Annotated in this window: 17 protein-coding genes and 1 CRISPR repeat array; of the genes, 6 read left to right on the top strand and 11 right to left on the bottom strand. The window is 64.3% G+C overall.

Annotation, left to right across the window (positions count from 1 at the left end):
* Positions 1-6: 6 nt before the first annotated feature.
* From IB234_RS02850 to IB234_RS02840, 3 genes are read left to right on the top strand one after another with little or no spacing between them, the layout of a single operon-like run.
* Positions 7-1,173, top strand: a complete 1,167-nt coding sequence (locus IB234_RS02850; RefSeq protein ID WP_192313561.1) for an efflux RND transporter periplasmic adaptor subunit — start codon at positions 7-9, stop codon at positions 1,171-1,173.
* Entirely contained in the window at positions 1,167-3,131 is a 1,965-nt protein-coding gene (locus IB234_RS02845) for an ABC transporter permease (protein ID WP_192313558.1), read from the top strand. Before IB234_RS02850 ends, IB234_RS02845 begins: the two co-directional genes overlap by 7 nt.
* A gap of 10 nt (positions 3,132-3,141) precedes the next feature.
* Positions 3,142-4,512 carry an efflux transporter outer membrane subunit gene (locus IB234_RS02840; RefSeq protein ID WP_192313555.1) on the top strand — a complete coding sequence of 457 codons (1,371 nt, stop codon included), beginning with the start codon at positions 3,142-3,144 and terminating at the stop codon, positions 4,510-4,512.
* 2 nt (positions 4,513-4,514) lie between these two features.
* Positions 4,515-5,503: a CRISPR direct-repeat array (repeat unit 28 nt; unit sequence TTTCTGAGCTGCCTATACGGCAGTGCAG).
* 130 nt (positions 5,504-5,633) lie between these two features.
* On the opposite strand, the gene cas6f is transcribed toward IB234_RS02840, so the two are convergent.
* The 11 genes from cas6f to IB234_RS02785 all read right to left on the bottom strand — a co-directional run bounded on the left by cas6f (position 5,634) and on the right by IB234_RS02785 (position 18,402).
* Positions 5,634-6,197, bottom strand: coding sequence for a type I-F CRISPR-associated endoribonuclease Cas6/Csy4 (cas6f, locus tag IB234_RS02835; protein WP_192313552.1), 564 nt, complete (start codon positions 6,195-6,197; stop codon positions 5,634-5,636).
* Position 6,198: 1 nt separating this feature from the next.
* On the bottom strand, positions 6,199-7,224 hold the full coding sequence (csy3, locus tag IB234_RS02830) for a type I-F CRISPR-associated protein Csy3 (RefSeq protein ID WP_192313549.1): 1,026 nt from the start codon (positions 7,222-7,224) through the stop codon (positions 6,199-6,201).
* A 12-nt stretch (positions 7,225-7,236) separates the two neighbouring features.
* A complete protein-coding gene (gene csy2, locus IB234_RS02825) occupies positions 7,237-8,205 on the bottom strand; it encodes a type I-F CRISPR-associated protein Csy2 (protein ID WP_192313546.1) in 969 nt (322 codons plus the stop codon).
* Positions 8,192-9,508: a type I-F CRISPR-associated protein Csy1 gene (gene csy1, locus IB234_RS02820; RefSeq protein ID WP_225580217.1), complete on the bottom strand. Its 1,317-nt coding sequence runs from the start codon at positions 9,506-9,508 to the stop codon at positions 8,192-8,194. The genes csy2 and csy1 overlap by 14 nt, the downstream gene beginning before the upstream one ends.
* Positions 9,509-9,670: 162 nt before the next feature.
* A complete protein-coding gene (locus IB234_RS02815) occupies positions 9,671-10,960 on the bottom strand; it encodes a HipA domain-containing protein (RefSeq protein ID WP_192313540.1) in 1,290 nt (429 codons plus the stop codon).
* Positions 10,957-11,208, bottom strand: coding sequence for a helix-turn-helix domain-containing protein (locus IB234_RS02810; RefSeq protein WP_192313537.1), 252 nt, complete (start codon positions 11,206-11,208; stop codon positions 10,957-10,959). Before IB234_RS02810 ends, IB234_RS02815 begins: the two co-directional genes overlap by 4 nt.
* 125 nt (positions 11,209-11,333) lie before the next feature.
* Positions 11,334-14,576 carry a type I-F CRISPR-associated helicase Cas3f gene (gene cas3f / locus IB234_RS02805; protein ID WP_192313533.1) on the bottom strand — a complete coding sequence of 1,081 codons (3,243 nt, stop codon included), beginning with the start codon at positions 14,574-14,576 and terminating at the stop codon, positions 11,334-11,336.
* Positions 14,573-15,526 carry a type I-F CRISPR-associated endonuclease Cas1f gene (cas1f, locus tag IB234_RS02800; RefSeq protein WP_192313530.1) on the bottom strand — a complete coding sequence of 318 codons (954 nt, stop codon included), beginning with the start codon at positions 15,524-15,526 and terminating at the stop codon, positions 14,573-14,575. Before cas1f ends, cas3f begins: the two co-directional genes overlap by 4 nt.
* A gap of 86 nt (positions 15,527-15,612) precedes the next feature.
* Positions 15,613-16,170 carry an L-threonylcarbamoyladenylate synthase gene (locus tag IB234_RS02795; protein WP_192313525.1) on the bottom strand — a complete coding sequence of 186 codons (558 nt, stop codon included), beginning with the start codon at positions 16,168-16,170 and terminating at the stop codon, positions 15,613-15,615.
* A 41-nt stretch (positions 16,171-16,211) separates the two neighbouring features.
* A complete protein-coding gene (gene dprA, locus IB234_RS02790) occupies positions 16,212-17,303 on the bottom strand; it encodes a DNA-processing protein DprA (RefSeq protein WP_192313504.1) in 1,092 nt (363 codons plus the stop codon).
* A gap of 58 nt (positions 17,304-17,361) precedes the next feature.
* A complete protein-coding gene (locus IB234_RS02785; RefSeq protein WP_192313491.1) occupies positions 17,362-18,402 on the bottom strand; it encodes a LysM peptidoglycan-binding domain-containing protein in 1,041 nt (346 codons plus the stop codon).
* A gap of 133 nt (positions 18,403-18,535) precedes the next feature.
* Here IB234_RS02785 and def point away from each other — a divergent pair, with 133 nt between their 5' ends.
* Genes def through rsmB form a run of 3 tightly spaced genes read left to right on the top strand, consistent with a single transcriptional unit; the run spans position 18,536 to position 21,341 of the window.
* Positions 18,536-19,042, top strand: coding sequence for a peptide deformylase (gene def, locus IB234_RS02780; RefSeq protein WP_192313489.1), 507 nt, complete (start codon positions 18,536-18,538; stop codon positions 19,040-19,042).
* A 56-nt stretch (positions 19,043-19,098) separates the two neighbouring features.
* Positions 19,099-20,031 (top strand): methionyl-tRNA formyltransferase, encoded by a 933-nt coding sequence (gene fmt, locus IB234_RS02775; protein ID WP_192313486.1) that lies wholly within the window; start codon positions 19,099-19,101, stop codon positions 20,029-20,031.
* A complete protein-coding gene (gene rsmB, locus IB234_RS02770) occupies positions 20,028-21,341 on the top strand; it encodes a 16S rRNA (cytosine(967)-C(5))-methyltransferase RsmB (RefSeq protein ID WP_192313482.1) in 1,314 nt (437 codons plus the stop codon). Before fmt ends, rsmB begins: the two co-directional genes overlap by 4 nt.
* The last annotated feature ends 76 nt before the right edge of the window (positions 21,342-21,417 follow it).

Below are 21,417 nucleotides of genomic sequence, written 5' to 3'. Positions count from 1 at the left end.
GTACTGATGAGCTCGCGTTTCCCCTCGATCCTGCGGCGCGGTCTGGCGGCCGCATTGATTCTCGGCGTGCCTGCGACAGCCTGGTTGTGGTGGGAAGACTCCGCCGCCTACGAGACAGTCGCCATCGGCCGCGGCGACATCGAGGCCAGCGTCACCGCCATCGCCACCCTGCAGCCGAGAGAGTCCGTGGATGTCGGCGCCCAGGTGTCCGGGCAGATCACCCGGCTGCATGTGCAGGCGGGTGATCAGGTAGAACGGGGCCAGCTGCTCGCCGAGATCGACGCCAGCCTGCACCAGGCCACGGTAGAAGCCGACCGGGCCGCACTCGATGGCTTACGCGCGCAGCTCGCCGAGCAACAGGCGCAACTCGACCTGGCACGCCAGCAGCACCAGCGCCAGCAGCGCCTGGCCACCGCCGAGGCAACCCGCGAGGAAGACGTGCAGATCGCCGTCGCCACCCTGCGCTCGGCCGAGGCGCGCCTGCGCCAGCTGCGCGCGCAAATCGCCGAAGCCAGCGCGCGCCTGCGCGGCAACGAGGCGCAACTGAGCTACACGCGCATCTATGCGCCCATCGCCGGCACCGTGATCGGCATCGACGTCAAGCAGGGGCAGACCCTCAACGCCACCTACCAGACACCCACCGTGCTGCGCCTGGCAGACCTGGGCTCGATGACCGCCTGGACCAAGGTCTCCGAGGCCGATATCCGCCGTGTGCGGGTCGACATGCCGTTGTATTTCACCACCCTCGGCGGCGACGGCCGGCGCTGGCATGGCAAGGTGCGTCAGGTGCTGCCAGCACCACCGGTGGCCCCGACCGCCTCTGGCGAGTCGAGCGCAGCGCCGCAGACGGTGAAGGCGGTGCAATACACCGTGCTGTTCGACGTGGCCAACGACGACGGCGAGCTGATGCCGCAGATGACTGCCCAGGTCAACTTCATCACCGCCGCCGCCCAGGATGTACTGACCGCGCCGCTGGCCGCCCTGCAACCGGTGGAGGGCCAGGCTGGAATGTTCCGCGCCAGGGTACTGGAAGCCTCGGGCCGCGCCATCCCGCGCGAGGTGAGAGTGGGAGCGCGCAGCCGCCAGCTGGTGGAAGTGCTGGACGGCCTCGGCGAAGGCGATCTCCTGGTCACCGGCGAACTGCCGCAGAAGCCCTCGAGGTTCCAGTGGTAGGCGACATCGCTCCGCTTATCGAGCTACGCGGCATTCGCCGCCGCTATGGCGGCGAGGGAGGAGCGCCGGAAGTCGAGGTGCTGCGCGGCATCGACCTGAGCATCGACGCTGGCGAATTCGTTGCCATTGTCGGCAGCTCCGGTTCCGGCAAGTCGACTCTGATGAACCTGCTCGGCTGCCTCGACCGGCCCAGCGCCGGCAGCTATCACTTCGCCGGGCGCGACGTGGCCGGCCTGGACGCCGATCAGTTGGCATGGCTGCGCCGTGAGGCCTTCGGCTTCGTGTTCCAGGGTTATCACCTGATCGCCACCGAGTCGGCCCGCGAGAATGTCGAGGTGCCTGCGCTCTACGCCGGCATGCCGGCCCACCTGCGTCGGGAACGGGCCGACGCGCTGCTGGCCCGCCTCGGCCTGGGCGAAAGGCTCGACCATCGCCCAGGCCAGCTGTCCGGTGGCCAGCAGCAACGCGTTTCCATTGCCCGCGCATTGATGAACGGCGGCCGCATCATCCTCGCCGACGAACCTACCGGCGCCCTCGACTCCAGCAGCGGCCAAGAGGTCATGGCCCTGCTGCGCGAGCTGGCCGCCGCCGGCCACACGGTGATCCTCATCACCCACGACCGCGAGGTGGCGGCCCAGGCCCAGCGGGTCATCGAGATCCGCGACGGCTCGATCATCGGCGACAGCGGCGCGCCGTTCGACGCCAGAAAATCCAACCCCGCCGCCCTGCCGGCACCGCGCTTCGAGGACATGAGCGAGCACGCCGGCGGCTGGAGTGCCGCTGGCGAGGTACTGCGCTCGGCCTGGCGGGTCATGCTGCTGAATCGGTTCCGCACCGCGCTGACCCTGCTCGGCATCGTCATCGGCGTGGCTTCGGTGATCGTCATGCTGGCCATCGGCCTGGGTACCAAGCAACGGGTGATGGCGCAGATGGCCTCGATGGGCGCCACCACCCTCTACCTCTATGCCGCGCAGCCTCCGGAAGGTGGCCCCTGGGGCGAACTCAGCCTCGGTGACATGGAGGCCATCGAGCGCCTGCCGGAAGTCGACCTGCTGACCCCGGTGATCGGCAATCCGCTGATGGTGCAGTACGGCAACGCGGCACGGGAAATCTACGTCTACTCCAGCAACGAGCAACTGCCTGGCATCCACCACTGGCCGCTCGCCAGCGGTCGCTTCTTCACCGCCGGCGAGGACCGGGAGCTGGCGCCGGTAGTGGTCCTCGGCCACAAGGCACGGCAGTTCTTCTTCCGCGACGAGGCCAACCCGCTGGGCAAGCAGTTGCTGATCGGCGACGCTCCCTTCGAGGTGATCGGCGTGATGGCCGAGAAGGGCAAGGAGTCCGGTGCCGACTATTACGACGAGATGGTGTTCATTCCCTACGATGCCGGGCGCGCCCGGGTCTATCAGGACATCCTGGAGCCGGAATACGCCACCTTCACTGCGCGCACCACCGCCCAGGTGCAGGCCGCCGAGGATGCGGTGACTGAGTTGCTACTGGCACGCCATGGCCGCGAGGACTTCCAGGTGGACAACGCCGCGGCCAAGGTCCAGGCCGAGGCCGAAACCCAGGACAGCATGACCCGCATGCTCGGCTTGATCGCCGCGGTATCGCTGCTGGTTGGCGGCATCGGCGTGATGAACGTGATGCTGATGACCGTGCGCGAACGCACCCGCGAGATTGGCGTGCGCATGGCCACCGGCGCCAGGCAGCGCGACATCCTCCGCCAGTTCCTCGGCGAGGCGGTACTGGTCACCATCGTCGGCGGCAGCGCCGGCGTGCTGATCGGTCTCGTCACCGGTACCGGCCTGTTGCTGGCCGGCGTGCCCCTGATCTTCTCGCTCTCGGCGATGCTGCTGGCCTTCGCCTGCGCGGTGGGTACCGGCCTGCTGTTCGGCTACCTGCCGGCGAAGACTGCCGCCGCCCTCGACCCGGTCGCCGCCCTGGCCAGCGAATAACGAGTTGCCGATGCCCAGATACCTGCTGTCACCCCTCGCCCTGTTGCTACTCGCCGGCTGCTCCCACACCGCCAGTCCCGTGGATGTCCTGCCCACTCCGCCGAACGAGTGGCAGCACGCCATACCCGCCGACGAGCCGGTACCTGCGGATTGGTGGCGCGGCTTCGCCAGCCCCGAGCTGGATGGTCTGGTCGAACAGGCCCTGGCCGGCAATCATGATCTGGCGGCGGCGGCGGCACGCCTGCGCCAGGCCCAGGCATCGGCCCGTGCCGCTGGCGCGCCCTTGCTGCCCGCGCTCGACGGCAACCTCGGTGCCAGCCGGGAAGGGCGCCTGGGTGGCGATGCCGAGACAGCCGGCAACCAGTACCGGGGAGGGCTGGCCGCCAGCTATGAGGTGGATCTCTGGGGAAGGTTGGCCGCCAACCATGACGCCGCGCTAGCCGAACTCGCCGCCAGCCGCTTCGACCGTGATGCACTGACACTGAGCCTGACGGCCACCCTGACAGATACCTGGCTGCGCCAGGTTGCACTGGCCGAACGCCTGCGCCTGGCCGGCCTCAACCTCGACAACGCCGAGCGCGTGCTGGCCACCGTTCAGGCCCGTGAGGCGGCAGGCGCCGCCACGCCACTAGAGCTCGCGCAACAGCGCGGTCTGGTGGCCGAGCAACGGCGTAGCCGTGAAGAACTGCGCCAGCAGGCGGACGATGTGCGCAGCAGCCTGGCCATACTGCTCGGCCAGAGCGAGCCGGTCACCCAGTCGCGCAGCTCGCTCACCGAGCTTCAGGCTCCCGCGCCGGACGGCGCCTTGCCCAGCGAACTGCTGGTACGCCGTCCGGACCTGGCCCGGGCCGAGGCGCGCCTGACTGCCGCCGACGCCGACCTGCGCGCGGCCCGCGCCGCGCTGCTGCCACGTCTGAATCTTTCGGCCGGCGCGAGCGGCTCCGCCGGCGGCCTGAGCCGGGTGTTCGCCGATCCGGTCTACTCGCTGGCCGCCGCCCTGACCGCACCGATCTTCGACGGCGGCGCACTGGCCGCCGAGCGTGACCGCAACGAGGCGAGGCGCGAGGAGCTGCTGGCCGACTATCGGCAGAGCATCGTCGCCGCCTTTGCCGATGTGCAGGTGGCGCTCAACGCGCGCGCCGGTATCGATGCCCAGTGGCAGGCCCAGCAGGAAGTTCAGGCCCAGGCCGAACGAGCTCTGCGGCTGGCCGAGCAGCGCTATCGCGCCGGCGCCGACGACCTGCTCAATCTGCTCGACACCCAGCGCACCCTCTACGCCGCCGAAGACCAGAGCGCCCAGTTGCGCCTGTCACGACTGCAGGCCGACGTTGCCCTCGCCCGGGCGCTGGGCGGAGGCTGGAGCGCCGACAGCGACCGGTAGGCGATCTGAGCTGCCTATAGGGCAGTGCAGCAGTCGTCAACGAATGCGCGTATGCGCTGGCCTTTCTGAGCTGCCTATACGGCAGTGCAGGGACGGGCCGTGCGCGGCTGGGTGGTGACTCCTTTCTGAGCTGCCTATACGGCAGTGCAGGGCAGATGTGGTGAGTAGGATTTGCGGGCATATTTCTGAGCTGCCTATACGGCAGTGCAGTCTGACGGCACTCTGCCAGGCGCTGGCGTGCTTTTCTGAGCTGCCTATACGGCAGTGCAGGCAGGTTGAGCATGCCGCGTTCTGCTCGGAGTTTTCTGAGCTGCCTATACGGCAGTGCAGGGTGCCTTTGACGGTGCCAACGGCGTGGTAGATTTCTGAGCTGCCTATACGGCAGTGCAGATGACAGATCCGTCCGAAAACTCGACGTCGAATTTCTGAGCTGCCTATACGGCAGTGCAGTGCGTACGCGGCTGATGATGCACGGCGGCTCGTTTCTGAGCTGCCTATACGGCAGTGCAGTCAACAACGCGGTCGAGAACACACTGAGCATCTTTCTGAGCTGCCTATACGGCAGTGCAGGGCAGATGTGGTGAGTAGGATTTGCGGGCATATTTCTGAGCTGCCTATACGGCAGTGCAGTGAGCAGATCCTCGCGCTGATTCCTGGGTACTTTTCTGAGCTGCCTATACGGCAGTGCAGGGGCGATGCGGCGTTGGACACGGCACTCAACCTTTCTGAGCTGCCTATACGGCAGTGCAGCTGCCATGTTCACTCCGTCACGATTACGCGCATTTCTGAGCTGCCTATACGGCAGTGCAGGCTGATACGTTCGGATCGCTTGAGGACTTCCGTTTCTGAGCTGCCTATACGGCAGTGCAGCGCGCCCCATGCCCTGCTGCGTGCCGCGCTTCATTTCTGAGCTGCCTATACGGCAGTGCAGCCGTTGCTGTTGTCCGCCTTGCGGGCGGTCAGTTTCTGAGCTGCCTATACGGCAGTGCAGTAGGTTGATAATCAGCTAACTCGTTGATTGTTAAAGATCAAACAGCCCGTACCAGCAAATAGCCCTTTATCCGAAGTCCCATGCAAGTAACTGATTTCAAAGGGCCTGCGTATTACATCCCAAAAGAGGGTCAGAACCAGGGAATGCTCGCGGTACTGCTGAGGCCATAGGCGTTGAAAGAACCTGCAGTAGGTGCGTGGAGCAGCGGTCCATGCCGGATGAACAGGCGAAAGCTGTGGCCATTGCCGTTGCTGCGCAGGGTTGCATAGGGAAGCTCGCAGCGTTTACCTGCACTGTCGGGAATGCGCTGCCGGGCTTCGGCATCGCTGATGCCGTGGCGCCTCACCAGGCGCCGGCGGGCTCGCTCCGGGCTACTGTCCACCTGCACGCGGCTGACGCAGCGCCATTGCACCTGCGCAGGGATTGGCGCCAGTTCGCTCAGGCGTATGTGATCGCGCATGCCGCTCAGCCAGTTCAGCGCCAGCAGGTTGTCCAAGGCCTCGACCGAACCATGCAGGCGTAGCCGCTGGCCAAGACCATGAGTAGCGCCTGCCACATCGGGAAAGCTGATGCCCACGTCGCTACGGCGTAGGTCGTGCAAGCCACGGTGCAGCTTGGCGATCAATGCGCTCATCAACTGCGTGGCCGGAAATTCCGGGTCTGGCAGCAGCGTCAGGTCGATGTAGTGGTCCATATCACTTCTCCTCGGCCGCCCCGAACACGCCGCCACGGATCAGGTTGGCGATCACATAGTGCTGCTGCTCGGTTGCCGGCACGGCGTCCTTGAGCACCCACGCGTCGAACAGGCTGTAGAAGTCGGCCTTGTCCTTGGGCTGACGATAGGCTTTGCCCTGGGACGTCACCGAGCCATAGGGCTCGACGGCGATGGGGCCGAGTTCACCGGCCTCCGGGTACCAGGTGTCGATGGTGCGCAGGGCGTTGCCGATCTTCTGTGAGTGGATCGCGGCCACATCGCGTACGCGGTAAAGCGTCTTGCTCTTGCCGCCTTTGTCGCCACGGTCGAGGATCAGCTCTTGGGACGGGAATACTTCCTGGCCATCGCCGATGCGCACGAAGGCAACGATTTCCAGCAGCAGGTGGCCCTTGCCGGCCAGGCCGTCGGCGATCACCGCGCCCAGGCTGTCGACGTCCTTGTGGCTGGCAAAATCACGCAGTGACAAGGCCAGGCCATCGAATGCCCAGCGCTGTGCTGCTTCGCCGTTCTGCAGCCGGGAGATACGCACGTCGACGGCTTCGGCGCCGATGCGATTGCGCCAGAGGAAGCGGCCGTTAGCCAGGTTGGCGGCGTAGCGGCGACCCAGTTCGGCGAAGCCCTGGGTGTCAACATAGGCACGCACGGTACTTAGCAGTTTGTTCTGGTAGTCCGCGTCATTGCAGGCCGAAGGTATGCCGGCACCGCCCAGTACGCGCAGGGTGAAGCGTACTTTCAGCGTGTCTGCATCGGCAGGCAGGGCGGCGACGTCGACGGTCTGTAGGTTGGGCGACTGGATCGAAGCGTCCAGCTTGGCCGGGTCACGGTCCTTGGTCTTGAGGCGGTTGGAGATGGTGCCTCGCACGGACTTCTCGCGGATCGGCACGGGTTGCCAGGTGCCTGCATCGCGTTCGCTCCAGCGCCCGGCGTAGAGCAGGGCGTCGGAGGGGTCGAGCTTGCGCTCGAAGGCGAGTACGGAGGCGGTGGTCAGTTCGGTGTTCTTGGCCATGGTCGGACGTCCTTATGCGAGGGCTTCGAGATCGAGAAAGGGGGCGGTGCAGCGGTACAGGTCGGCTTCGGTCTGGTGATACCAGAGCAGTTGGCGGATATCGCTGAAACGATGCGCGCTGCGCCATTCACCCAGGCCATAGAGGCTTTCGACGAAATGGAACGGCACGCTGCGGTCGCGGGCATTGCGCACGCTGCCGGGCTCATGCGCCGACAGCGAGCGGTAGCCAACGGGGATGGGCACCAGCCAGCCGCTGCGCTGGCGCACTTGCCAGTGTTCCCGTGGCTCGCCGCTTTCATCCAGCGAGCCGGGCGGCTCGATGTTCAGGCGCGAGAGATCGAGCAGGGCGTCGAGCGTGGTCAGGCTGGGATCTTTCTCCTGCGAGGCGGCGGTATGACGGGCCAGCAGGTCGTCGCGTGGAATCAGCGCGAAACCGGGCAGCAGGCGTTGTCCCAGGTGACGGCTCAGTCGTGCTTCTTCATCTACTGTGCCGGGCCAGGGTGCGAGAACGGGTTGGCTGCGCGAGCCCAGCTTCCCGGTCGGCGGTAGCAGGCTGCCACCGGCCAGGCGCATGCCAAGGGCAACGTCCCAGGCGCGCTGAGCGATGCTCTGATGATCGAGCATGCCGTCGTACAGGGCGTCACCCGTCACACCGATCAGCAGGCTGATTTCCAGATGGATGCGGCCTTCTTCGACGATGGCGGAGGTCGAACCATCCTTGCCGACCGGGTTGCGCGACAGGTGGAACACCTGGGTGCGTTTGCCTGCCGGCTGGGAGGTCTGCGCCTGGTGCTGGTGGCAGACGATGGCCACGCCATCCAGGCTGATCTCCATCTCTTCACGCAGCGCGCGTTGCAGAGCGTGGACGAAGCCGGTGAAGGCAGTGACCGCCGGAAAGCCCCAGGTCAGCGGGCCGGAAATGGCGTTGGCGTTCTGCACGCGCAAGCGCGGCAGCAGGAGCAGGGCTTCAGGCGCGTCCATCGTCGAGGATCTCCTTGAACATCCGTAGTTCGTCGTGCAGCACGCCACTCCAGTGCTCAACCTCGGGTTGCGCCAGGCGCAGCTCATCGTGGTCGAGCTTGCCGTTCAGCCAGTTGCCGAAGCGCTTGCTGGCCTGCTCCGGCCAGTCACGCCAGAGATGGGTGCTCTGAAATTCTGCGTCCTGATGAACGCGCAGCGGGTCGAGCCAGTGGCGCTCGCTGTCGTCCAGGCGGCAATCGGGATGCGCGCTCCAGCCGGACGCCAGCGTCTCGCTACGATTGGCCTCCAGCAGCTCGGCGGCGTACTGGTGAAACGCATCGGTGATCTCGCCGAGCAGGCGGGCGCGCTTGTTGCGGATCTGCCAGTTGTTGTGCGCCGTCACCCGCAGGAAGTGCTGCAGTTCGGCAACCCGGGCGCGCAGAACTTTGCTGTTGCGGTAGATGAACTCGAAGGCAGAGTCGCGGCGCAGCGGTGACTGCAGATCGAGGCTGCGCCATTGCGGCGGCAATGAGGCGAGCAGCCAGTTTTCGCCGTAGCGTTCGCTGTTCAGCTGGCTGATGTTTTGCGGTTTGGTGCCGCCGAACTTCTGAATCGCCAGATCGAGGTATTCGCAGTAGCCATGCTCGGAAGGCTGTTTGGCTCTTCGCGCATCACGTGCTGCTTTCGCTGCATCGCCGAAGCGATCGGCGCGCATGCGCTGTTGCACTCGATGCACCAGGCTGGTGGGGAACAGCGGTGCCAGCAGATGGTAGCTGCCGTCCGGTAGGGGGAAGTAAACCTGCTTGGCCAGGGTATGGGAGGTCGCCGGGCCACGGCTTTCGGTGATGGCTGCGAAGCTGCTGCGCCATGCCTCGGCTTGTTCGGCATCGTCGCTAAGCGCAGCGAGCAGATCGCTGTCATGTTCCAGAACGCGCTGCAGCAAGGTGCGGCCGTCATGTTCCAGCTTGAGGAACTTGAATACATCAAGTGCTGCCGCGTTGCCCACCACATCATCGTCCCATTGCCCCGCAAGGCAATGGCTGGAAACCAGACCCGGCAATTCTCTTTCGGTTGGGGAAGCATGCAGGTTGCTGCCACGGGCATCCGGGTGGATAGGTTTCAGAGTGTGGGTGGCGAGTTGGATCTGCGCCACGCGCCTTGCTGCGTCGGTTAGCCAGATTTCTGGGCGGTGGTCTTCGAGCAACTGTTGGTGCTTGGGATCGTCGTCGGCCAGTTTGTCGAGCTTGGCCTGCAGGCGGGTGTGAATGAAGGTGTGGATCAGGTCGCGGAGTGCAGCAGTGGTGACAGGAGCAGAATCGCGCAAAAGGCACCTCCTTGTTGGCCATGGACCTAGCCAGGTGGACATCCTGGGCTGTCCGAGCCCCGAACATAGCTAATGGCCAATAGCTATACAAGGCCGTAGGCCTGCGACCAAAGCACGCTACGTATCATGCTCTTCAGAGGCATTGATCAATTTCTTTGCCACTCAGTCCGCCAAGCGCTGGGCCTGCTCCGCAATCAGCGCCCGAATTGCCCTTAGGCAGCGCATTTCACCAGCAAAAGTGGCACGCAGCTCTGGGCGCCCTGCCGATATCTGCGCATTCTCCTGCTCCACTTCCACCAGTAATGCATCCGCCTCAGCAACGATACGTTCCTGCATGCGCTGCAATTGTGCGTTGGCGGGCGAGCGCTTTATGCCGAGCGCTTCGGCAGCGTCGAGCAGATGACTACGGGCGATACGTGCCAGGTTGGCTTCGCCGAGGATTGGCCAGGCCAGGGTCGTTGCCTGGGGCCAGCGGTCCTGGTCGAAGGCGCGTGTCTCGTATACCGCAGTGCAGAGCAGGTCATAGAACGGTGCCAACTGCTCGCCCCGTGCAGTAACCAGGAAGCTGATGTTCTTCAAGTGTGCATCGGTATTGCCCAGCAGTACGTTGAAAACCAGCCAGCCGAACAGCCGTGTGCGAGCGATGGCTGGCGCCGTAGTCAGGCTCGACAGCTCTGCCAAACGCTCGATGCTTCCAGCCTGGTACTTGAAGTGACGATCCAGTCCGAGCATCTGGCAGGCATCGATGCTGTGCAGGCGCTGCCAGTTTCCTCCACGTTGCTCGCGGTCGAAACGCTTGATCAGGTAAACCGGCTGCGGCACATACAGACGGCTGGCCTGTGGCACCGAAAGGCCGACGCAAGCGGCCAGGCGCATGCTGAACCATTCGTTGATCACCGAATGGGCGAAGGCCTGCTCGGGGTGATCGGGTTTGAGGATGTGGGTGGAGGGCAAGGCACCAACCGGCTCGTACAGCTCGGCCTGATCGAAGACCACGGCCAGCTTGTGCTGGGCGCCGGCCAGTGACATGCGTTTGTTCGCCTCATGGGTCAGCGGCAGGCGTGGCATGGCTTCAATACGGCGCGACAGATCGGCGTCGGGGAGGGGGCGCAATGCACCCTCCGGCAACTCTTGCCCCGGCGGAAGCAGGGTCAGCGAGCCGGCCGACTCCGCACCGTAATGCGTCAACAGGGCAAAGGCATCGCTGGCGTCCAGACGGGCATCGCCGGCCAGCAGCTGACGCTGGCCTTCCTCGGGAAGCAGGTTGTCGAAGTACCACTGCACCGGACGATGGCTGCTGCCATCGACGATGGTTCGGTTTTTCGCTGGCAGATTCGGGCAAAGATCGAAATCGGCCCAGCCATCTGCATAGCTGAAGCTCCAGATGCCGTTGTCGTCGCGCAGATGCCCGACCAGACGGTTGCCGATCCAGGCCAGCAGTTCTCGCTTCATGCATCGGGCTCGGAGGGGAGTGCCGTGACTTCATCCGGCAGATCGACGATCAATCGAATGCCCAGACCATCCATTACCTGGAACAGCTTGCCCCACTGCACGTTCTCGCTGCCGCGCTCGACCTTGCCGAGGAAATTCTCACTGACACCGATGCTGCCGGCAGCATCGTCTTGGCGGATGTTCTGCGCCTTGCGCGCAAGGCGGATCAGGCTGCCGAGTTCAGTAGCGTTCTTGAGCGTGGTCTGCATGGCTAATCCTCATGGTCGTGAGGAATTTGGCATGCAAAGGGTCTTTAGGCAAGCCAATCCTCATGATCGTGAGGATTGAAGGAATTCCATGGTGTATCGAATTAAAATCCTCACGATCATGAGGATTATTTTTTGCTGACGAAACCGAGGCGAGGATGCCAGCGCCAGGCGCGATCCGTCAGCGTACCGCTGTCATTGCGGTCACAGGAGAGGCTTACGCGCCCGTAGCGCATGGCGCAGGCGCTCAACGTCAGGCCTTTCTGGTCGGCCAGTGAAATCAGTTCTTCCTCATAGCCGGCATGCCCCCAACTGTGAACACGGGGGCCATGTTCCAGTGGCAAATCGTCGAGCAGGTTGCCCAGTGTTCGCCAACAGCCGTCGTTTTCAGCGCGGTGAAAGATGAACGGCAGCTGATCATCGTCATCTGGCAGCAGGGCGTAGTCGAGTCGCGGTTGGCTGCGTCTGAAAGGTTTCGCTAGCTGCAACACGCCGCTGAGTGCGGCAGGGCTCTGCCACCAGAGTGGCGCGGTGAAGGCCGTGTTGCTGGCACCTTCGGCAAGCAGCTCGGCGCGCAGGCGTGCGTGCTCCAGATCCACCAGGCGGGTTTTCGGCTGCAGCGTTACCGGTTCAACAATTCGCGGTGCGGCGTCGATGGCAAGCGTGCCGTCAGGTAGCAGTTCGTGCAGATCATGGCTGCCCAAGCGGAATCGCTCGCTCTCGAATCCTGGTCGAGTGAAGACGACCGGAGCGCCCTGCAAGGCCTGGAGATTGTGAGACAGCAGGTAGATGTTTTCCTGCTCACAAGCGCCGGGGCGATGGCGGCGAATGCGCCCGGCCAACTGGATGATCGAACGCATCGAGGACGGCTCGACGATGGCCCAGTCGTAGTCATGGTCGCGGCCTACCTCGGCAACGGGTGAGGCGAGCACGACAAACAAGTGATCGCGCTCGGGATAGCGCTCCAGGGCATCACGCATGCTTGGCTGGCTGAAGATTGCCTGCGGCTCATGACGGCGCAGCAAACCGTCCAGTTGCCGTTCGATGGCCGAGCGCAGCAGCAGCGGAAAGCGCGAATGATAGACACACAGGTGTACACGCATGCCTTCGGCAGCGCCCTGGGCATAGAGCGCCTGGGCCAGTTCGATCAGCGGGTCGATATTGGCCAGGCGCACCAAACCGAAGCTGACGCGCTGGCCGTCGGCTGCGGTGCTGTGATGCTGCTGGTGCAGCTCGTTCATCCAGGCTGGAAGTTGCCTGGCCAGTTCACTGCAGATGACGCTGCGCTCCCGGCTACTGCTGGTGATGGGCACGATGCGTGCACGACGGCGCACCGGCTGTTTGCTCAGCGCAGCCAGACGCGTGTGGATAAAGGCGTTGTGTTGCTCCACGAAGGCGTTGCCATCCATGTGATTCGATGTTCGGCAGCCAAACTCGTCGAACCAGGCGCAACAGATATCCGCAGTCGTACCCGGTTCACCGCGGTGCTTGCGATAGGCGGCGCGGCCAGCGCTGTAGGCCTCGAACAATCCGCGCACCAGCGCCGGTGGCAGGGTGGCGGAAGACAGCAGCACACGGCTGCCAAGCAGACCGGCCCAGTGCACCAGGCGGGTCAGCGCGGGCAGGTCGGCAAGGTCGAAATCATCCGGCTCATCAAGTACCAGATCAGAGGTGAGCAGGCGTAGCATCGGTGCGATCTGCCGACCGCCACGCGTGCTCTCGCAGGCCGGGATCAAATGGTCGACGGTGCAGGCCAGAACGGGAGCGCTGACCAGCTTGTGCGCCAACGGATCGTGCTGCAGCCAGTCCTTTAGCGGGTCATCTTCGAGGTTGGCTTCGTAATGTACGTGGCCATTATCGACCAGCGCTTCGATGGACTCGCTGCCCCGCGCTTCGGCCTGGCGCTGGCGGGCGCCGAGTTCGAACAGCTCGCGCACGGCCAGGCCGCCAACCTGCACGGCGAGGTCGTCTTCGCCGAGGCCGAGTTTTTCCCGATAAGCCTCGCCGGTCTGCAGGGTGAGCGTACGCAAGCCGAGAGCAATGCTAAAGCGCGCGCCGCGCTGCGGGTCGGCCAGGGCGTAGAGGATACGGCCGTTGGCCAGGGTCTTGCCGCAACCGGTGGAGGCCAGATTGACGCCGAAAAAGCCGTGGCGGGCAGATGCCTCGCGCAGCCCGCAGGCGAGATCGAAGGCCTTGTCTTGCCAGCGAAAGTGCTCATCCGCGGCACGACGCTTGAAGCCTTTGTGCCGGGCGATACGTGGCAGGCTGCGTTCCAGACGCGGCAGCATGCCGGTAATGCGTCGCGCGCCCAGTGCAACACCGAGCAAATTCTCGTCGAGACGTTGCTTCAGTGCACCACCCTTTTCGGTGTTGGCGTGGGCGGGGAAGCCCTGATCGCCCAAGCGTGGATTGGCTGGCTGACTCGAATAGTGATGGTCGGCGAGCATCAGCACCAGGCGCGACAGGTGCATGAGGTAGGGATCTGTAAGCAGCTCGCTGGCGCGTTGCAGTAGCCCCGGTCGGTCGAGCAGGGCCTGCGCGCAAGCGGCGGTGCGGCTTGTCCAGGCCTTGCTGGAGAACGGCAGATGCCCGGCAGGAAACTGCCAGCAGGCAGCTTTCTCTGCCGCGGTCGCCTCGTTGCGGGCGCCGCACCAGTCGGCCCGGATGGATAAGGGCAGCAGCTTCAATCCCGGCGCTGCCAGGTCGCCGGTCGGAAGGCGATGATGGCTGACGATCAGCCAGCCGATGGCCTGGGCCAGTGGCGGCAGATGATTCCTGGTGAACGGGCCGGGTTGCGCCTGCGGATGGTCTGCACGCAATCGTGCGAACCAGCTGTCATCGTCATCGCTGATCAGGCGTTGCAGCCAGTCGGCATCGCTGTTGCCGCTGCCGACGAAGGCTTCGAACAGGCGCAGTGACACCCATTCGTGCCGATAGGCATCGGCCAGCGGCCCCTTGCCACGCAGCTTGGCCTGGAACGCCACATTGGCCTTGCCGATGTCATGGAACAGCGCGGCCATTTGCGCCAGCAGCTTGATGTCCTCGGCGCTGTGCCAGTCGTTTTCGTCGCCCTTGCGCAACACATCGCGCCGGGTGGTATTGGTGGGTACCGCGCCTTGCTCGTTGAAGCGGCTGGCATCGCCGACGATCCACAGCAGCTCGCTGTGATCCTTGCCGCGTATCCAATGGCAGGCCACCGCCGTATTACGTCGGGCGGTCTTCTTCAGCAGCTTGCGCAGCGTGTCGAGCCCGGCCTGGGTGATGGGCGTTTGCCAGGTGCGTTCGCCACGGCGTTCGGCGTACTGGTCCAGGATGCGGCGGCTTTCCACCAGCGCGCGTTTATCGCACTGGGCGATCAGCAGGATGTTCATGCGCCGACCTGCTCGGCCACAGCCTTGAGCGCGTCGATCATAAAATCCAGTGACTCGTTTCGCGTCAGGCTTTCAATGCAGGCCTGGCGAAACTCCTGCTCCTCATCGCCGCGCACTGCACTGACGAACGCCTGCGGCAGGATGGTGGCATCCTTGACCAGATCGGCCACGTCGAACACCAGGCCACCACGCCGTGTCTTGCCGTGCAGCACAGCCAAGCCGTGGGGTATGCCCAGTACCCAGGTAGCGCTGGCGGCCAGGCCGTAGGCCAGGTAATTACCATGATCGAGAAAGCGATTGGCCGGATCACTGCCGCTGCCTTTCTTGGCGCGTGTGAAATCGCCATAACTCACCGCGCGTGCTGCCAGCGCGAACAACTGCTTGCTCAGGCGTGCTTCTTCTGTGAGCAGGTAGGTGTTGTCCGGTGCGCCCTGAATGGCGATCTGCGAGGCTTCGAGAGCACGCTCGAGCGCCGTGGTATCGGCCAGGAAACCGGCATCCTTCAACGGCCTGCTGCCCAGCCAGCTGCTGCGGATGCGTTGCAGGCGGGCGAGCTGAAAGGCCTTGGCCGCATCCAGCCGTTTGCCGTCATCGAACCAAAAGCCGACCCATTTCTGCAGGTATTCGCTCTGCGGCGAAAACCAGGCGACCTCCACGTCCATCTCGTTGGCCGAGAACAACGGCGTGCCACCTCCTCCGCAGAAGCCGACCAGCACACCAGCCTTGGCCAACTCACGCATCGCCGCCTGGGTGATCGACGTACCGGTGCCGAGCAGGATCGTGGTGGTGTTGGCAATGGGAATGTTCCAGTACAACGACTGCTTGCCGGCATCGGTGACGTACTCGACCCGGCCGCCATTGACCAGCACTCGGCAGTGCTGCAGGTAGTAAAGGTTGGCGCGCTTGGAATGCAGGATCGACTTGAGATCGGAGGGGCTGATGTCGTCCATGAGAACCCTGTGCTGAGCCGCAACTTCAGGATTCTGGCACCCGGCTACGGCGCTGAACAACCATCATCTGCTATTCCACTATGGGCTCAGGAAGGGCGTATCACGTCTCCTGTCCGCAGGTCACGAATGAGGCTTGGGTTCTTGCGGCCGCCCAGCGCCCCGCCCAGCACCGCATCCAGCTGGCGCGGAAAGTACTGCTCGACACGCAGGCGACTACGGGCGGCCGGACGGCCGGCAGGATTCGCCGAGGTGGAGATCAATGGCCCCACCAAGGCACATAGCTCTCTTACCAAAGGATGATCGCTGACTCGCAGGGCAACGCTGTCATGTTGCCCGGTAACCCAGAGCGGCAAGCGTTCACGGTGCGGAACCAGCCAGGTATTCGGCCCGGGCCAGGTGCTGGACAGACGGTCTATCCAGCGTTCGGGCAGATCATCGAGCAGGAAATCGAATTGGCGGATGTTGTCCGCCACCACGATCAGCCCCTTGTGCACAGGTCGGTCCTTGAGTGCCAGCAGGCGATCCACCGCCATCTCGTTCCATGGATCGCAGCCCAGCCCCCAGACAGCCTCGGTAGGGTAGGCGATGACACCGCCTTCCCGGACCACCCTTGCCACCTGCTGAACTCGCCAACTGCTTCGCATGCTCGACCTCGATCGTTTGTCTGGCGACGAGTTTACCCAGCTCAAGGCAAGCGGTGTACCCAGCGCCCCGACTCGCAGGCAACTAGGCCCTCCAGCTCAAGCTCGGTCAACGCGGCCAGCGTTTCACCCAGCTCGAGCCCGCAGGCCAGCGCCAACCCTTCACTGGTCTGCGGTGCGGCGCGCAATTGTTCTAGCAGGGGGTGATCGGATTCGCCGGCGCAATTGGTCTCTTGTGGCGAAATACGTTGCCATCCCCGCAGGGCCTGGAGGATGTCCTCGACATCTTCCACTAGCGTTGCCCCCTCGCGGAGCAGCTGATGACAGCCACGGGCCCCGGGATGATGAATCGAACCGGGAATGGCAAATACCTCACGCCCCTGTTCGGCTGCCAGACGCGCAGTGATCAGCGAACCACTCGAAGGACTGGCCTCGACCACCAGGACACCCAGCGACAGGCCGCTGATGATCCGGTTACGCCGGGGAAAGTTACTTGCCTGAGGAGGGCTGTCCAGCGGCAGCTCCGAAACCAGCGCACCGCCCTGATCAATGATACGGACGGCAAGCCCTTCGTGCCGACGTGGATAGACATGCCGTAGCCCGGTGCCCAGCACGGCAACGGTCGACCCATTCACATCCAAGGCAGCCTGGTGTGCCGCTCCGTCTATGCCCAAAGCCAGCCCGCTGGTGATGACGAAACCACCGCCAGCGAGGATGCGAGAGAAGGCATAGGCGCTATCGAGGCCAGGGCGCGATGCCCGTCTGCTGCCAACCACCGCCAGTTGTGGGCGCTCGAGCAGGGCGGGGGCTCCCGCCACGAACAGGACCGGCGGCGCATCGACGAGTTCGGCAAGAAGGGCGGGATAAGCCGGATCATCGAACATGAGCAACGAGTGGAAGGGTTGCTCCAGCCAGCGCAGGGTGCTGGCCGCCTGTTCGCGAATCTCCGAGCTGCGTCTGGGCTCGGCACAGACGGCAGGCAATCCCAGGGATCGCCAAGCCGCGGCAGGAGCACTCAAGGCCGCAGAGGCACTGCCGAAGGCGTCCAGTAGCCGGCGAAATCGCCTCGGTCCCAGTTCAGGAAGGCTGTGGAGACGCAGTCGCGCCTCCAGTTCGGAGGGAGAGAGCTGTGGCATGCGATCATCCTTGATCGTCGTACAGAAAACAGAACCCCCGCCGAGGCGGGGGTTTGTCTTACGGGTTCTTCACCTTGTCCATCACCGCCAGGTCGCGGGTGGCATAGAGAACCAAGCCGTAGCTGAGCTTCTCGTAGGAGCGGAATACCATCAGCAGGCCGGAGCGCTCATCCGGAATCTTCACCGAATCACCGCTGACCCGATCACGTACGGTCTCGCCTGTCTTGTAGATAGCCAGTACGTTACCTTCATTCAAGCCATCAACCTTGCCCTTGTTGATGGTGACAACATCGTACTGGCCAACCCGCGCGACACCACGAGGTACATCGATGATCACGCCGTTGACATCGGTCGGAGGCTCACTCGGCACGAAGGTTGAGGTGATCGCACGCTCTTCGGTAGGGAACAGGCGGTCGCCCAGACGGACTTCCTGGGTGGAGCGCGTCAGATTCAAGGTGGCGATGTCGCCTTCCTCGGCAACGATCTCGCCGGTACCGATATCGTCCGCATTGATACCAAGGAACTCCTTGGTTTCCGGATCGGTATAGGTCTTGCCTTGGCGGAAGATGCCGAAGACGCTCTGGCCCTCCTCGAACCCACCACGGGCGTATATGCGATTGCCCGCACCGCTGATCACACTCTCGCGCTCACCGGCAACCACATAGGGCTTCCCGGCAAACTCTTCGGACGAATCGACGATCCGGTTGGTCAGCAGGAAGCTATTGATCTTGTCCAGCGGGATGGTCGGGATGGCATCAGCCATCGGGGTGCTGCGCACCTTGGGTGAGAGCTTGATGGTGCCACGGGAATCGCCACGGTTGAGCACGAGGCGAGGTTGACCATCCACATAAACCAGGCTCAACGTGTCGCCCGGATAGATCAGGTGAGGATTCTCGATCTGCGGGTTGGCATGCCACAACTCGGGCCACTTCCACGGCTGGCTGAGGAACTTGCCGGAGATGTCCCACAGGGTGTCACCCTTGACCACGGTGTAACGGTCCGGATGACCTTCCTTGAGCTTGACCTCGGCCAGGGCCAGGCCACTCTGTGCCAGACCGCCTGCAGCGACCAGCAGCAGGGCGAGTAGTGATTTCCTCATGCGGTGAATCCCTTTATTATGTGGCTGGCGCCTACAAGCCGCAAAATCCGCGGCTTTTGAGCCGTTTTTCAAAGCTGCTCATCATCTTAGCAGCGGTTTTTTACTTTATTCCACAAGTGCATCACAAACAGCCATGGCCATTCTCAACATCCTCGAATTCCCCGATCCGCGCCTGCGCACCATCGCCAAGCCGGTGACCGTCTTCGATGCTGCTCTATCGCAGCTGATCGACGACATGTTCGAGACCATGTATGCCGCCCCCGGCATTGGGCTGGCGGCCACGCAGATCAACGTGCACAAGCGTGTGGTGGTGATGGATCTGTCCGAGGACAAGTCCGAACCAAGAGTGTTCATCAACCCCGAGTTCGAGTCGCTGACCGAGGAAATGGACCAGTATCAGGAAGGCTGCCTGTCGGTGCCCGGTTTCTACGAGAACGTCGACCGCCCGCAGAAGGTCAAGATCAAGGCCCAGGATCGCGATGGCAACCACTACGAACTGATCGCCGAAGGCTTGCTCGCCGTGTGCATCCAGCACGAGTGCGATCACCTCAACGGCAAGCTGTTCGTCGACTACCTGTCCAACCTCAAGCGCGACCGGATCAAGAAGAAGCTGGAAAAACAGCACCGCCAGCAGGCTTGAACCCGAATCCCAAAGGCTTGCTCCGGCAAGCCTTTTTCTTTTCATGTGAGTGAATCATGCGCATCGTCTTTGCCGGCACCCCGGAATTCGCCGCCAGCCATCTGCAGGCCCTGCTCGATGCAGGACGTGACATCGTCGCCGTCTACACCCAGCCGGATCGCCCCGCCGGCCGTGGGCAGAAGCTCGCGCCCAGCCCGGTCAAGCAGCTGGCCCTGCAACACAATATCGCCGTGTACCAGCCGCAGACCCTGCGCGACCCGGCCGCCCAGGCTGAGCTCACCGCGCTCAAACCGGACCTGATGGTGGTGGTCGCCTACGGCCTAATCCTGCCGCAGGTGGTGCTGGACACCCCGCGCCTGGGCTGCATCAACAGCCACGCCTCGCTGCTGCCGCGCTGGCGTGGGGCCGCGCCGATCCAGCGTGCTGTGCAGGCCGGCGATGCCAGCAGCGGTGTCACCGTGATGCAGATGGAAGCGGGCCTGGACACCGGTCCCATGCTGCTCAAGGTCACCACCACCATCACCGCCGAAGATACCGGCGGCAGCCTGCACGACCGCCTGGCCGAGCTGGGCTCGGCGGCAGTGGTCGAGGCCGTGACCAAGCTGGCCGCTGGCGGGCTCAAGGGCGAAGTGCAGGACGACTGCCTGGCCACCTACGCACACAAGCTGAACAAGGACGAGGCGCGCCTCGACTGGAGCCGTCCGGCCGATGAGCTGGAGCGCCTGGTACGCGCCTTCAACCCCTGGCCGATCTGCCACAGCACGCTGAACGGCGAACCGCTCAAGGTGCTGGCCGCGCAACTGGGCGAGGGCAACGGCGCGCCCGGCACCGTGCTCACCGCCGACAAGAACGGTCTGACAATAGCCTGCAGCGAAGGCGCTCTGCGCCTGACCCGCCTGCAGCTGCCTGGCGGCAAACCGCTGGCCTTCAGTGATCTGTACAACAGCCGCCGCGAGCAGTTCGCCCCCGGCCTGGTACTCGGCCAATGAATCCACGCCTGGCTGCCGCTCGCGCCCTCGCCGCCGTACTCAACGGCAAGGCCTCGCTGGGCAGCAGCCTGCCACCGCTGCTGGAAAAGGTCGAGGCACGTGACCGCGGCCTGGCCCAGGACCTGGCCTTCGGCACCGCACGCTGGCAGCCGCGCCTGCAGCTGCTCGCCGACAAACTGCTGCAAAAGCCGTTCAAGGCCGCCGACCGCGACGTCGAGGCCCTGCTGCTGGTCGGCCTGTACCAGCTGCTGCATACCCGCATCCCGGCCCACGCCGCCATCGGCGAGACGGTGGCCTGCGTCGACAAGCTGAAGAAGTCCTCGCTCAAGGGCCTGCTCAACGGCGTGCTGCGCAATGCCCAGCGCGATCACGAGGCGCTGTTCGCCGAACTGGATCGCGATCCGGTGCTACACACCGCGCACCCGCGCTGGCTGCAGAAGCGCCTGAAGGCCGACTGGCCGGAGCACTGGCAGGCCATCTGCGCCGCCAACAACTTGCACCCGCCGCTAATTCTGCGGGTCAATCGCCGCCACAGCAGCCGCGATGCCTACCTCACCGAGCTGCGCGCCGCCGGCATCGAAGCCGAGCCCTGCAGCTTCAGCCGCGACGGCATCCGCCTGCTGCAACCCTGTGACGTGAAGACCCTGCTGGGCTTCGCCGAAGGCCGTGTCAGCGTGCAGGACGAGGCCGCCCAACTGGCCGCCGACCTGCTCGACCTGGCGCCTGGCCAGCGCGTGCTGGACGCCTGCGCCGCGCCCGGTGGTAAGACCTGCCATCTGCTCGAAGCCGAGCCAGGCCTCAAGGAAGCCATCGCCCTGGACCTGGAGCCAGCGCGCCTGGCCCGGGTACAAGAGAACCTCGACCGCCTCAAGCTCGAAGCCACCCTGATCGCCGCCGACGGCCGCGACGTGAGCACCTGGTGGGATGGCAAGCCGTTCCAGCGCATCCTGCTCGACGCGCCCTGCTCGGCCACCGGGGTGATCCGCCGTCACCCGGACATCAAGCTGACCCGCCAGGCCGACGACATCACCGCGCTGGCCAAACTGCAGGGTGAGTTGCTCGATGCCCTATGGCCGACCCTGGGGGTCGGCGGCGTGCTGCTCTACGCCACCTGCTCGGTGCTGCCGGAAGAGAACCGCGACAACATCGCCGCCTTCCTCGCCCGCACCCCCGGTGCGCGTGAGCTGGACATCCCCGGCGCCTTCGGCCTCAAGCAGGCCCACGGTCGCCAGCTGCTGCCGCAGACCGACGGCCACGACGGCTTCTACTATGCCAAGCTGATAAAGATCTCCGCGGTACCACGCGGCTAGACCCTGTCTACGATCTGCTGCGCGTCGGCCAAGCTGCATTGAAAGCGGACTCGGAATGCTCATTTACCGTCTGTAA

Origin of the sequence: Pseudomonas sp. PDM16 (assembly GCF_014851865.1) — a bacterium.
Classification (GTDB): domain Bacteria; phylum Pseudomonadota; class Gammaproteobacteria; order Pseudomonadales; family Pseudomonadaceae; genus Aquipseudomonas.
The sequence above is the reverse complement of the archived record's forward strand: the minus strand, read 5'-3'. Positions and strand labels throughout refer to the sequence as shown.